12 protein-coding genes are annotated in these 14285 nt (G+C 40.1%); 4 read left to right on the top strand and 8 right to left on the bottom strand.

Features of this window, described 5'->3' with window-relative positions; all coding sequences use genetic code 11:
- The first annotated feature begins 26 nt into the window (after positions 1 to 26).
- Both MUCPA_RS31535 and trxA read left to right on the top strand, forming a co-directional pair.
- Positions 27 to 233, top strand: coding sequence for a hypothetical protein (locus tag MUCPA_RS31535; protein WP_008512143.1), 207 nt, complete (start codon positions 27 to 29; stop codon positions 231 to 233).
- A 183-nt stretch (positions 234 to 416) separates the two neighbouring features.
- Positions 417 to 716: a thioredoxin gene (gene trxA, locus MUCPA_RS31540; RefSeq protein WP_008512145.1), complete on the top strand. Its 300-nt coding sequence runs from the start codon at positions 417 to 419 to the stop codon at positions 714 to 716.
- A 189-nt stretch (positions 717 to 905) separates the two neighbouring features.
- On the opposite strand, the gene MUCPA_RS31545 is transcribed toward trxA, so the two are convergent.
- The 4 genes from MUCPA_RS31545 to MUCPA_RS31560 form a co-directional block, all read right to left on the bottom strand.
- Positions 906 to 1223 carry a hypothetical protein gene (locus MUCPA_RS31545; RefSeq protein WP_008512147.1) on the bottom strand — a complete coding sequence of 106 codons (318 nt, stop codon included), beginning with the start codon at positions 1221 to 1223 and terminating at the stop codon, positions 906 to 908.
- A gap of 420 nt (positions 1224 to 1643) precedes the next feature.
- Entirely contained in the window at positions 1644 to 2507 is an 864-nt protein-coding gene (locus tag MUCPA_RS31550; protein ID WP_050982188.1) for an AMP nucleosidase, read from the bottom strand.
- Positions 2508 to 2693: 186 nt separating this feature from the next.
- The gene (locus MUCPA_RS31555; RefSeq protein WP_008512151.1) at positions 2694 to 4553 is read right to left on the bottom strand and encodes a hypothetical protein; all 1860 of its coding nucleotides are present in this window, start codon (positions 4551 to 4553) and stop codon (positions 2694 to 2696) included.
- 12 nt (positions 4554 to 4565) lie between these two features.
- On the bottom strand, positions 4566 to 5237 hold the full coding sequence (locus tag MUCPA_RS31560) for a hypothetical protein (protein WP_008512153.1): 672 nt from the start codon (positions 5235 to 5237) through the stop codon (positions 4566 to 4568).
- A 488-nt stretch (positions 5238 to 5725) separates the two neighbouring features.
- Between MUCPA_RS31560 and MUCPA_RS36560 the strand changes: the two genes are divergently transcribed.
- Positions 5726 to 6517 (top strand): response regulator transcription factor, encoded by a 792-nt coding sequence (locus MUCPA_RS36560; protein WP_008512156.1) that lies wholly within the window; start codon positions 5726 to 5728, stop codon positions 6515 to 6517.
- Here the strand turns inward: MUCPA_RS36560 and MUCPA_RS31570 are convergent.
- Both MUCPA_RS31570 and MUCPA_RS31575 read right to left on the bottom strand, forming a co-directional pair.
- On the bottom strand, positions 6510 to 7295 hold the full coding sequence (locus MUCPA_RS31570) for an alpha/beta fold hydrolase (RefSeq protein ID WP_008512158.1): 786 nt from the start codon (positions 7293 to 7295) through the stop codon (positions 6510 to 6512). The two genes, MUCPA_RS36560 and MUCPA_RS31570, sit on opposite strands and share 8 nt — an antisense overlap.
- A gap of 100 nt (positions 7296 to 7395) precedes the next feature.
- The gene (locus MUCPA_RS31575) at positions 7396 to 9588 is read right to left on the bottom strand and encodes a T9SS C-terminal target domain-containing protein (protein WP_008512160.1); all 2193 of its coding nucleotides are present in this window, start codon (positions 9586 to 9588) and stop codon (positions 7396 to 7398) included.
- Between the two features lie 494 nt (positions 9589 to 10082).
- On the opposite strand from MUCPA_RS31575, the gene MUCPA_RS31580 reads away from it, so the two are divergent.
- A complete protein-coding gene (locus MUCPA_RS31580; RefSeq protein ID WP_008512164.1) occupies positions 10083 to 10691 on the top strand; it encodes a PAS domain-containing protein in 609 nt (202 codons plus the stop codon).
- Positions 10692 to 12206: 1515 nt separating this feature from the next.
- On the opposite strand, the gene MUCPA_RS31585 is transcribed toward MUCPA_RS31580, so the two are convergent.
- Positions 12207 to 13379, bottom strand: coding sequence for a retropepsin-like aspartic protease (locus MUCPA_RS31585; protein ID WP_083839398.1), 1173 nt, complete (start codon positions 13377 to 13379; stop codon positions 12207 to 12209).
- Positions 13380 to 13677: 298 nt separating this feature from the next.
- Positions 13678 to 14028 (bottom strand): DUF7009 family protein, encoded by a 351-nt coding sequence (locus tag MUCPA_RS31590; RefSeq protein WP_008512168.1) that lies wholly within the window; start codon positions 14026 to 14028, stop codon positions 13678 to 13680.
- Positions 14029 to 14285: the final 257 nt, after the last annotated feature.

Genomic DNA, 14285 nt, shown 5'->3' on the forward strand with positions numbered 1-14285 from the left:
ATTTTTACTAATTTAGCCAAAAAAATATGGCCGCCTCAGATCCGATCGCCTTCCTGGCGGAGCAATTGTTGCCTCAATTTGTTCCGAAAGATATCCATCAAACAAGTTTGGATTTCCAATTTACAATGGTGGCAGGCAAAACATATCGGGTTAAATTTAACAAAAAGGATATCAAAAGGAAACCCGTTTGGGTTTTTGAAGGTTACGATATTGTAACCGAAGAAGAGCTGTAGGTTATCAGATCGTAAAAGGTACTCGTTAATATGGTGATGAATTTCTGACAACCTTTTTTAGGCTTGCATATTTGCTCTTCTACTTGTCAACGCTGGCATGTATCAGCGAAAATTATTTTCTGAACTTGTTTCAAACTAAAGCCAGGCCTTACTGTTAATCTTATATTCCTTAAATTAAAACCCATGGCAACTTTTTCTGAACTGATCCAATCCGAGAAACCTGTACTGATTGATTTTTCGGCAGAGTGGTGTGGCCCTTGCAGGTCTATGCCTCCTATTTTAAAGCAACTTAAAGATAGTTTGGGCGATGGTATTACGATATTGAAAATAGATATTGATAAAAATCCCGAGGTTGCTAATAGTTATAAAGTACAAAGCGTGCCTACACTAATTCTTTTTAAAAACGGGCAGGCCAAATGGCGTCAAAGCGGTGTTATCCAGGCGGCCGAATTAAAGCAGGTTGTTGCTCGTTATGGTGCCTAATGATGAGACGGGATTAACACTTTCTTAAATCATACCATCAGCAGCAACCAGGTAATCAAAAACACCGATTAATGTGACGGCCTATCGCGGCAAAATACAATTATTGGTACAATAAAAAAGGTAATAAAGCAAGAAACTCCGGTTATAATATATAACCGGAGTTTCTTGCTTAAAAATTATACGTTGAGGTTAAGAAGCCTTAGAGTATGAATATATAGCCATTGCTGGTTTGGTAATGATCTTGGCTTTTAATTCGACATCATGATCGGTATATTTAGCTTTTAGCTTCTTGAGTATCTCAAAGCTGAAGGCATCCCTTACAGGTACATGATTAGATTCTAATGATTTTGGGTGCAATTGCAACTGGTTTAGCGGCACAAGCATATCCATATGGTTAATATGGGTCAGTCCCGTTTTCGCATCCGTGTCATAAACAACAAAAGTATCAATCATATTGCCTTCTGCATCGGTGTAAACTACGCTTTCGTGTTCTTTAAATGTTATCATTTCTTTGACTGTTTTATAGGGGACATATGTTCAAGTTCAATTGTTGTGCCAATACGATTATCGACTATAACTGGGCTCAAATGCGTATTTTATTAATCTAAAGTTAATTTTTTGATACACCCTGTATTTTATTTTGAACACATTGTACCCTTGCACAGCAAGCGGCCCATTGTTGGCCAACATTAAAAGAATATAAAGCTGAATGGAACGGTTAAATTTGCTTGTTCAGTAACGTGTTCAGCAATTCGGCTATAAGTTAAACACGGTAACGAAGCGCATGATTAAATCATGTTAGGTAAACGGCATTTTTCGCCATCATCGTACCTGCGCCGTTTACTGCCGTTTGCCGGGTTACTTGATAAGGAGCAACACCATTCTATGGCAAAGCTTTTTAATTATTTGCCTTAGCTAAACAAGAGTTTAAAACTTAAGGTGCTTAACCGTTAAGCCGTTATTAATTAATTGTTTTAGCGAGTCTATCCCTACGCGTAAATGAGTTTCTACATAGGTTTCGGTTACTTTAGAGTCGCTTTCTGCCGTTTTAACACCCTCAGGTATCATGGGTTGGTCAGATACCAGGAGTATGGCTCCGGTAGGTATTTTATTAGCAAAACCAGTGGTAAATATGGTTGCCGTTTCCATATCAATCGCCATGGCGCGTAATGTTTTAAGGTATTTTTTAAATTCTTTATCGTGTTCCCAAACCCGGCGGTTGGTGGTATAACAGGTTCCGGTCCAGTAATCGCGCGCATGATCCCTAATTGTGGTGGAGATAGCTTTTTGCAGCGCAAACGCTGGCAAGGCAGGTACTTCGGGAGGCATATAATCATTTGAGGTACCTTCGCCACGGATGGCCGCTATAGGCAATATCAGGTCGCCTACGTTATTCTTCTTTTTTAAACCTCCGCATTTACCTAAAAATATAACAGCTTTGGGGTGTATAGCTGTGAGCAAGTCCATCACGGTTGCCGCCAGCGCGCTACCCATACCAAAGTTAATAATGGTTATACCGTCGGCACTTACGCTTTGCATAGGTTTATCAAGGCCTATGATGGGGGCGTTATCATGCCACTCCGAAAACATTTGCAGGTATTTTGAAAAATTGGTGAGTATAATGTACCCGGTGAAATCGTCAAGAGGGCGGCCCGTATAACGGGGCAGCCAGTTGGCTACAATGGCATCTTTTGTTTTTAAGCCCGATTTTACGGGGCTGCTTACTTCTTTGATCTTGTTAGATTGTTCTACAATCGCTGCGTCTTTTTTTACGTCTTTTTCTTCGTTCATATTCGTATAATAACAGAACCGGGAATACCGGCTCATTAATGAAGATAAGAAAAAAATATGAATAATCAAAGTGCCAGACCAATAAGATCGACTATTGCACTCTAAATCTGGGGAGGGGGGCAATAGAAAAGCCGGTGTTAGTTATTTAACATCCGGCTTTTCTTAAATTATGGTTAAGTACCTCAATCAATTACAATTTACACTGATAGTACCATTTACCGTTGCGGTATTTGTGCTGCTATTGTAAACCACACTTCCACTTATGCTATTGGACGATGGTAGAGAGAAATTTGACTTGCTAAATACAAACGATGTATAATACCAATTGTAATTATTCCAAGTTTCTATAAAATACTGGTCTCCATTGATCATTTGAATTGATCCGCTAAGCGCTCCTCCACTGTTACTGATTTGAGCATTGTCGTTATAACCGAAGTTATATATTTGACCATTATAGATGTAAACATAAGTATAAGCCCACTGGCCCCTCAAGGCGGCACTATAGTTATAAAGGAAGAACCAGCCCGAAATGCCTATATTAACGTCTTTAGATGAGCAGTGTCCCTTGAGGTTAAAGTTTACCTTAACATAGTCTGGCGGTGGCGGCGTAGTAACATTTACAGTTACACTTCCGGCATTAATCGGATTGAAAACAGCGCTTTCGCCAACCTTAGCGTAACCTTGCATTAAATCATAAACCACAACTTTAGCCTGCGAGGTGTAAGGTATCTGACTAAGGCCAAAACCGTACTTGTTGTATTGAGTATAATAGTAATAATCGAACCAGCTATACGTAAAGCCATACCAGTAGTAGTAATAAGTATATCTTACATAAGTTTGATAGTAATCATACTGAGGCTGATAGGAGTGAAACCCAGCCAGGTAATTGCCATCGGGTGATTGTAATTGTACTTCGTAAAGCCCATGCCAGTTGGTTGAATTGGAAGTTAGATTAATGGACAAAGGATTATATGAGGTATTATATCCGCCAAAATACCCCCATGACCAATCTAAGTTCCAATAGGAGAGGTGGGTGATATTTGCTGTTGCGGCCAGTTTATTATTAGCATCTATGTAAGCTATTGCTGTTCCCTCGTTTTTCCAAACACCGTTGCTTTCATTGTAACTCCATAACGGAATGGTATCGCCAACAGCCACTGCCTTACCTGTGCCAAAGTTAATTAAGCCTGATTGCAATTCAATACTCATGCTAACTGGTTTTGAGAACGATTTTACGGTACTTGTGCCCGCTGTCATATTAATTGCTAACATACCGCCCGTTACAAAATTTACACCGCCCTGTATCAATTTTCCATTTTTATCAAGCGCCAGGTTAGCTTTCATACTTCCCGGAAATGAGTTGATGATTGATGGAGTACCCGAAGTAAATTGAACGATGTTGGCGTTCAGGGTGCCGGCATTAATTACGGCACCGCTGGCATCAAGCATTTGTGTTCCGGCGGGTATACTTAGTGTTGCACTTTGCGGTACCGATGATGTGGTGGGCGTTGTTAAGTTAATTACGCTTGTTGTGGCTCCTGCAGAAAGTGGCGATGTGCTTACCAGAGCAGTTGTTCCGGGTGCCGGATTGGCATACTCAATCAGCTTAATTTCGAATACGGTTTTTGCAGTATCACTGTTCAATGTGATTGTTTGCGTAACCGGTGTAAACCCGGGAACGGATGCTGATACATTGAATGATATGGGTGTGTTTTTAGAAGGGGTTGCAACGCGCGTTAACGATAGTGGTAAAAAACCGTGCGAAGCGGTAATTTTTGTACCGCCGCCATCCATTTGTACCAGGGCCGAATCTTTACCGGTAACGTTAACAGCAAAATCACCTGGCTGGTTGGTTGATGTTATATTGGCATTGGTAAAATGGATCAGTACGGGTGATTTAGATAACGTTCCGGTATTAACGATAATGTTGATACCTTCAGTTGGTTTTTTACAGGCATATGTGCCAATAACCAGGGCACTCACCAATGCAAAAAACGATAGGGCCGTTCTCGGCGATTTCTTTATGGTTATAAGAAAGTATTTCATATGGATAGTATATTATCGTATTTTAAAATTGAAGTTTAATTGTAGTACAGGCAGCCAGCGGTAGCCTTTCAGGTTATCATTAAATTGAGGCTCCAGTTGATTATTGTCAACCAATAAGTTGGTTCCTGTGATGCGGGTACTCGGTGCGGTAAGATAATAAGTGCCCAGGTCAAGGTTAAAGTTGAATAAATTGCTGGGGAAGCTTTTAAACAATCCCACCCCCAGGTAGGGTGCAACACCTTTCCAACTCACATCCATATCCAGTTTGCCAATTTCGGGCCCGGTTAGGTTATAATTGCCGAAGGTGTAGCTGCCTGTAGGCGACAACACTAAGCCGCCGTTTGCTTTATATAAATAAGCGGCGCCGCCAACTACCCTTAAGTTCTTGATGTTTTTGAAGGGTACATAATCGGCCAACAAGTGCACATTGAAAATTTTTACATCGGCGGAGTAATCGGTATTAAAACCCGATATGCTTAAACTGCTGCCGGTGTTAATGGGTACAAAACTACCACCAAGCCTGGCCGATAGATTGGGGTAAACGCCGTAGCGTACATCAGCGCCAATACCTTGGGTGCCAGCCTGCAGTTGTACCGAAACCGGATGCGGAAGCTGTGTGGTAGCTTTTTGAGCCTGGCTCAAAAAGGGAAACACAGCCAGAATGATGAGTAAATAGTGTTTCATTTTAAAAAGGGTTTGAGTTATTGTTTAATCAAATTTGGGATATACAAGAACAATATTTACGGGTAAATAATAGCTTTTAATAACGTGTTTTTACGGTATTGAAAACCTTCGTATTGATTTAGTTTTGGGAACGCAAACTCACAACTGATATCTCGAGCTGCCTATAACACGGCACGATGGCCTGAGTTAATTGTGATCGAATTATTGTAATTTTTAAATTGTAAAAGCTTGATGAATAAAACTACGATGTAATAGCAATGAGTTGATATACAGTTTTTTTATTGGTGGTTCCGTTAAAATCAGTGTATTATTTCATAATAGTTTAATTTTTTTGTTTTCTGTATTGATTCGTTTTAATTTTTATTTAAGCTTCATTACCTGATCAAATTTATAGGTAGTATTTCATTGAAAAAATAGTAGATTATTACTATTTTTTCAATGAAATACTTATTTTTTAACGTATATTATACCCACCTAATTAAATGTTTATGAAAACCAAAAAAGATTTGGATTTTACCTACCAGGGGCATTTGCAAAATGCCTGGTATGCAAGCGAAGTTGCTGATCTTGAGGATATTAATAATTTGCTCGAACAGTTTAAGCAGTTTGGCAATACTAATCAGCATGGCATTCCGTTGTTTTACGTCATCGACTATTGCGCTCATCAATACCTCGTCATGACTGATGCCATTCATCTGATTTCGGGTTACCATCCCAGGGATTTTATCGAATCGCGTCTCGAAAAATTGATCGATGTATACCACAAGGACGATTTTAAAATATATAATCAGGAAATATTTTCGCGTAATCTAACTTTTTTAAAACGTACACCCCAGCATTTACATAATCATTACTTGTTTTCAAACAATTTCAGGGTTAAACGAAGCGATAAAACATACGCGCAAGTGTTGCAGCGAAGTACTTACATTACCTCGAAAGAAACTGGCTTACCTTTGTACAGCATGGGTATGGTAGTTGATATTACCGATGTTAAAACGGATACGGTTATAGTGCACAGCATCGAAAAAATGAACCCGTGGTATAAGGAGGTTGTGGAGACTAATTACTTTTATCCCCACCAGGAGGAGGCCGGTTTTACTAAACGGGAGAAAGGGGTATTGGTTTACATAGCCGAAGGGTTGAGCAGTAAACAAATAGCCGACAAATTAAACATCAGCGAGAATACAATAGTCAACCACAAACAAAATATGCTTCGTAAAACTAACGCCAAAAACGTTACGGAACTTGTTGTGATGGCTGTTCGCAACCGTGTTATTTAAAACACTCGGAAGCAAATTCAGCTACCAGGTTTGCAATAAGTTCTGGCTCGTCCAGATGGCAGCAATGGCCGGCCTCGGGTATGATGATAATCCGGTCTCTCCACATTTTCAGACCCATACCTTTCATATAGTCCGGAACGGTTAACTTATCATCCGCGCCGTTAACCACGGCTATAGGGATGTTTTGTTTCCATAAATTTCCTATCTCATCTGTATATTCCTGGTTGGCAATTGACAGGCCGAGGGTAGTTCGCAAATTAGGGTCGGTGTTACGGTATAAGGCCTTGAGTTGCTCCCGTAAATGGTTGGGCATGTGGTAGGCCTCGTCATCAATTAAGGCGTTTAATTCGGCTTCGGTAGCGGTGGCCGAAAACGTCGCACCGAAATTTGGATTGGGTTGAATAATCTCTCCGGGTGTAATATTCTCGCCGATGATGCTGGCGCCTGTTAAAAATACCCCCTTACAGTTTTGATAACCGTAAGCTTTTTCAGCAATATAATTTGTTGCCAGCGAGTTGGCTACCATAATATAACCATGGTCGGAATACTGATTAGCAAAATCTTGCAGGTGTAGTGCCATGCCCCGCAAGGTATAATCCGTAGCCGGATGCTCACTCCTGAATGATTTACCATGTCCCGGAAGATCAAGTGCAATCCTGGTATAGTGTTTTAAACATTCAGCATTAACCACCTCATCCCAAACCTGGTGCGATTGGGAATTTCCGTGTGCGAAAATAATATGGTGCTTGCCTTTACCAGTTGTTTTGCTATATATCATACCGGTACTTTATCTTAATATGTTTAATGCTTGATGAATTGTGCCCGAGTGAATACTGTACTGTTTAAAGTATTATATCCGCTAAAATACGCACATTAGCTTACATCACAATACTAATACTGCCCGATTTTTTCACCTCCTGGTTAATATAAGTATCGTATCCCTCAAATATCCAATAGTAAGTGCCCACGGCCATTTTTTTACCGTTGCTGGTACCATCCCAGCCTTTCTCCGCATCTGATGTTTCAAATAACAAACCGCCCCAGGAGCCATATACCCTGAAGTGTTTCAGCTTGATAGCTGCTGGTATAACAATATGGAAAACGTCGTTTTTGCCATCGGCATTAGGGGTAAAGGTATTTACGCTATAATTAACATCGGGTGGTTTGGCAATATCAACCTTTACCCGCTCTATAACTGCGCAATCGTTGCCGTTTATAGCCTTAATATAATAAGTTCCGGCACGGGTAACCGTCTCGGGCTTGGTTAGTACTTTAGTAGCAAGGCTATCACGGTAATAAAAGTAGCTGGTAGTATCGTTGTGTGTAAATGCTTGCGTTATATCCACCGTAGTGGGGAAAACAACAGAAGCAGGATTGGTGACCTGGATTTGCGGATAGGCGAAAATTTTAACCGTGAGGGGTGCTGTTACAAAGCAATCTGCGGCATTGGCAACTTTAATATAACAGGTGGTTGATGCTGTTATAGCTTTTGGGTTATCTAAAGGGATACTGGTGGCAGCGTCTTTCCAGTAAGTAGGCAAGCCGTAAAAGCTGCTGCCCCTGGTAACCGAGTCCACAGTAATATCTGCTGTACCACACCCATAAATGGTACGGGTTTGCAAAATGGGAAGTTCATCTACCAAAACAGTTATTGGTTTGATATCATAGCATCCGGATGCGCTGTTTATTGCTTTAATATAATAGGTTCCTGAGGCCGAAACCTGGCTGGGGGTTTGATATGCTATGGTAGCATTGGCATCTATATAATATTCTAATTTATCGTAAAAAGTGCTTCCTGTAGTTATTGTATCTGCTGTAACGTCAACCATATTAGGCTTACATACAGCATGCGGGTTATGGATAACTAAGTTTGGCGCCTGTTTAAATATGACCTGTATAGGTTTCACATAATCGCAGCCCGATGTATCAGCAATAGCTTTGATATAATAAGTGCGTGCTTCTGTAATGGCTTTAGGATCAATAACCGGATCTTGACAAGCCATATCGCTATAATAAGCAAAGGTGAAATCCTTGTCGGTACCCGCTGTTATATCGGGCGTTGTAATATCTGCACCGGGGGTTTTACAAGCGTACAACTGTGGGGTTACATTGAAGACTAAGTTGTTTGAATTTTTAATTGTGGTGGTAATAATATCCTCGCATCCCAAATTAGGGTAGGGGACTATGCGCACCGAATATTGTGTGCCTGCTTCTGGTGGCGGAAATATGCTGAAAGTTGGTGATTGAGATAATTCGATGTTAGGATCTTTGGTTTTATACCAGTGATATTCCAAAAAGCCCGATGGGGCAACCAGTGTAACTGGCTTGTTGATATCGCAAATTACATTCCCGGTAACCGGCGAAGTGCAATTTTGATTAATATCTATATAGGCGTAAGCAAAATGTGCCCCTGGGCCGCAATTATTAGTTGTGAACTCCAATCTCAATGTTTTGCCTGCATAGCCCCGTAGGTCAATCGTTACCGGCGACCAGTCTTTGTAATAGATATCATTATACTGGTTTGCACTATTTTGCGTTGGAGCAAATTTAAAACCGGGTAAATTGCTTATGGATACAAAGTTGAAATTTGCACAATCAGTATATTTATTATCCGATACGTTAAATACAGCGGCGGTAAACTTTGGCTTATTCGCATTGGTGTGATTTCCACCAGTGGGGTCTTCTAAAACAACGGCATAATAATAAATTAAGCTAAAATTGTTATTGTTGGCAGGTACGGTAAATGTGTAGGTTAGCCTTTGTGCTTTACTGCCTGTGGTTTTATCACCCAGTTTGGCAATGGCATTGCTGCCGTTAGGGCTGGCAAGCTTAAAGCCGGCAAATTCATCTACCTGTTGTGATGCTCTGGTAATAATGCTTTGCAAGCCATTAACAATAATGTGATTGGTGAATGTTATGGCACCGGAGTTTCTTTCAATGGTGCCTATATCACCCTCCCAGCCGGTAAAGTCGCCCTGTTCAAAACCAATGTTTGTTGGGCATTGCGCCATTGTGGTTCCGGCATACATCACCAATAAAAAAACAAGGAAATGAAAAACAGACCTCAACATTTGCGGATTACCTGGGGATGATATATTAACTAATCAAAAATACATTATTAAAGTAGTAATTTGTAACGGCTCCTTAACATTAACTGTAATAAAAATGTGATATAAAAAGGGATCGGGTAATATGAATACTTTTTATTTTGAAAGTTTCCCGTTGATAGCCTTGTGTTTAAATGGCGATTGCTGTAGTTGATTTTTTTTGTTGTTGGATAATTAGCGATATGATGACCTCTTTTACATACGATTTTTATTAATGATATTTTGGATATGCCTCTGTAACAGGATTAAACGTAGTGATTGATACTGGCTTGATTATTATGATGTGATGTACATATCTATCTGGATAAGCCCTTACCTCATAAATAAAACAGTATCATGGAAATACTCAAGCCCTTACCCTTTAACCACGTGTTATATTTAAAATGCATTAAGAAGGCGCTGCCCGGCGGCTCAGATGCCGAACTGACGACACGCCAGAATCACGATAAAAAACAATCATGCGTTTACAGGCCGAATTGGATAAACTGAGTTTAAAATATAACGCGGTATTTAATAGTTTGCAAAGCTATCACATCATTTTAGATAAGCATTTAAACGTTGTTGATTTTAATGAAGCCTCCGTAGGTTTGATCAAAACTGTTTTTAATAAACAGATTAAAATTGGGCAACCTGTTATCAATTATCTTAATGATGAACTGGCTGATCAATTGTTGACCAACTGCCGGCGCGCGCTCGCTGGCGAAACTTTTACTGTTGAGCGTAAACTGAACCTGATTAATAATATCCCAACTTGGTGGATGGCGGAATATGCTCCTGCTTACGATACCACCAGGCAAATTGCAGGACTTGTTTTTAATGCGACAGATATTACCACGCGGAAAAATTACGAGGCTAAAATTGAATTGCAAAATGCCAAATTAAGGGCCATATCGCTCATGCAATCGCACGATATCCGCGGCCCGGTTTGTACATTAATGGGTTTACTTAATTTGCTACGCGACGAGGGAATGATGGAAAAGTCAATTTATCTGCCGTTGATGGAAGCAACAATTCAAGAGTTGGATAAGCAGGTATCTAATATTGTTGAGTGTGCCGCTGGCTTATAATGGCGTGATGCTAAGTTGTTGATTGTTAGCGTTAAATTCCACTCCATTATGTCATCCCGACGCGAGGACGGATCTTTTGCGCGCGATATGTATGCAGCATATCGGGTACGGTGATTGTCAATCGTTTATTTTGCGTTAATAATCCGTATTCTTAATTTACAACATCGTCCCGCTCAATGGCCGGGGGAAGGGGCTTGTCACATTATTCACTATTGTTTGTTTTTGGTGTGAATGATTGCTAACGCAGTTTTGTCTTGATATAAAAAGTAACCAAAGAAATCAAGACTGCCCGATCCTTCCGTGCGCGAGGCCAGCTCCCGGCCCGGCGTGCAGTCAGGCTTTTGCGCACTTTTCTTTCTGCGCAAAATAGCCTACAGGTTTCAAACGTCATCCCTATTTTTTTGCCGGTTGGCCGGGTCCATTACCTATAATGACGTCATGTTAAGTTTTTGATTATCAGTGCGTATTTTTTTCTACAAAAATCAGTATTCTTAATTTATAGCCGGATCCTTACTCAGTATGACTCGCCCTTTTTTTGTGCGCGAAAGCGGTCATCCTGATACTTCGTCAGGCTCAGTAGTCGAAGGACGTGCGGCATGGCCTTGTACGAGGTGTTTTTTGATGCGGCTTATCATTTCAATCGCCTAAGTTGTTGATTGTCATACTGTATATTATTGCTCTAATATACAGTATTCTTAATTTAAAGCATCGGCCCGCTCAGTCGCCGCGGGAAAGGCTTTGTTCTTTTTTCTTGACAAAAAAGAACCAAAAAGTCAAGACTGCCCGATCCTTCCACCCGCGAGGCCAAACCCGGCCCGGCGTGCAGTCAGGCCTTTGCGCACTTTTCTTTTTGCGCAAAATAGGCCTACAGGTTCAAACGTCATCCCTATTTTTTTCCGGTTGGCCGGGTCCGTTACTTATAATGGCGTGATGCTAAGTTGTTGATTGTTAGCGTTAAATTCCACTCCATTATGTCATCCCGACGCGAGGACGGATCTTTTGCGCGCGATATGTATGCAGCATATCGGGTACGGTGATTGTCAATCGTTTATTTTGCGTTAATAATCCGTATTCTTAATTTACAACATCGTCCCGCTCAATAGCCCGGGGAAGGGGCTTGTCACATTATTCACTATTGTTTGTTTTTGGTGTGAATGATTGCTAACGCAGTTTTGTCTTGATATAAAAAGTAACCAAAGAAATCAAGACTGCCCGATCCTTCCGCGCGCGAGGCCAGCTCCCGGCCCGGCGTGTAGTCAGGCTTTTGCGTTCTTTTCTTTCTGCACCTAACAGTCTGCGAGGTTCAAAAGTCTTCCTTAATTTTTTTTCGGTTGGCCGGGGCCATTACTCATAATATTACATCAATTTAAGCCACTGTTTAAAAAAGTAGTTCTTTTATGTCTTTTTGCCAATAGATTGCTGTTCGGTACGGAGTTAAAAGTCAGGGTTTTGATTAACAAGAGCACCGTTTGGGCTTACCTGCTCCCGCTAAGTGATGTTTACTTAATAATAGTTTTACTCTTTATCTATAACAAGCTTAGTGATAGTGCCGCTATCGTTTTTAATTGTTATTGTAGCGTGCTCTTTACCAAATAGAAGCGACTTTTGGGTTAAAAGGTTACAAAGGTCAATCTGCTCGCATGCCACACCATCAATGGCAATAATTTGCATACCTGGTTTAACACTGTCTTTTAGTTTTTCCCAAACTATGCCGGTTACTAATTTGTGATCGCTATAGGCGGGTGATAGGGGCCAACTTTTTTCGTTCAGGTCATTTTCTGTGTTGGTAGGATCTGCATAAAACTTGGCATGTATAAAGTCAATCGTAATGGTGCCGTAGTTAAGTAATTTTGAGCCAATGGTACCTGTTTGGTGGTTATTGTAAGCTGTTTCTGTAATCACATTTTTAAAGTCGATATTACCGATGGTCATGTTATGGAAACTGATGCGGTATTTAATAGCCCGTTGTTCTGCACCATTTTCACCAAAGGAATTGGCTCCGTAGCCTGTTGCTATCTTTCGGAAAATGTTTTGTTGTTTGATATTATCCATATAGCTATTGGAAATCATCATCAAACCCGAGTCGCCCGTGTCAAATAAAAATTCGCCATTCAACTGGTCGCCTATTTTTACCTGGATAAAAGGGCTGCTCTGGTTATCAGCTTTGGTATTGAGCCTGCTCGCGGTTGAGGGCTTAAAAGGCAATCGATTTAAATCATCCGTAATGACTACAGTTTTTTTACTGCTGATAAACTGGATAATACTTTTGCGCAGCAGGTTGCTTCCAATAATGCCCTCCACGCCTATACATTTAAAAAATTCCGGTATTCCAATCAGGGTCGGTACGTTATTAAATTCGGTACCACCCAACTTAATACTTTTGATCAGATCAATACCATTAATGTTGGTATTGCCATAGGCATCAATAACCTTACTCGAGTTTTTTTGACCGATGTTTAATTCGTCGGCTATCTCCCTGCTGATCTGGCAGGGGGCGCCGGTATCAAGCAGGAATTTTTTTTGATGGCCTCCAATTTCTATTTCAATAACAATTTTGCCGTTTATAAACTCGTAGGGCAATTCTTCATAATAATTATCCGTTACCAGCCCACCGTAATTCATGTTTTGAGCAAGGCCAAGGGTGTTTATGGCCATAAATAGAATAAAAACGATGGGATATTTCATCATGGTAGCTTGTTTTTCTGGTGACTATATCGGCAGGCACTCCCGCCTAAAATAGAAAAAAAATGCCGGTGTTGAATATGCTCAAAAAAGATAACCAATTAAAACTTGCTTATCGCGATGGTTTGGCCGTTGTGGTGTCTTAAGCTGTCAATTCAAAACTGTTTTTTAAGCCTACATCGTCGGGGGGGCTTCAACTCAAACTCATCAGGCGCGGCTATCCAGTTTAAATCTTAACTATAAAACAATACTTTTTCTTTGTTGATGGTAAATGCAATGGTTATGTTTTCGCCGGGTTTATGCCTCAGCATCTAAGCAAGGGATTAGGATAGTTATCGCTCTGATCTTCCGTTACGTTATCAAGGCATTGAAAGTCTTTTTCCACCAATAAAAACAAAGGTGCAGTTCCGTTATCAAATCCCACGCGGTTTGTATTAGCCCATTCGTTTGCCATAGTCGCGGGCATAAAAAGGGTAATGGTGTTGTTGTTAAACTGAGCCGAAAGCTCATCGCCATCATAGCGTTGCAATACATATTGTAACGATTGGTTACCAAATTCTGTGAGTTCAGCTATTTTTTCTGTTTCGGTAAAAAGTTCAACCTCTAATTTGCTTAATCTATAGCGTAATGAGTTTCCTTTAATCCTTATTTTCATTTTAATTGATATTTTATGATGATTTTGCCTGTTTGTTAATGCGTTATATCTTTATATATCTGCTAATTTACAAAATTTATCAATTTAATGTTTTAAATCATGTTTTTTTAATGTTAATTAAATTAAATTTCAATAGAATATTGTTTAAATCATATAAAAATTAATTTTTTATATGAGAAATCAATTTTTATAGCTATAATTGTCTAACATAAAATGTTTGAGGTCGCAGTTAAATGTTTTTTGTGGTTTTTGCTTTA

Source organism: Mucilaginibacter paludis DSM 18603 (assembly GCF_000166195.2).
Lineage (GTDB): Bacteria > Bacteroidota > Bacteroidia > Sphingobacteriales > Sphingobacteriaceae > Mucilaginibacter > Mucilaginibacter paludis.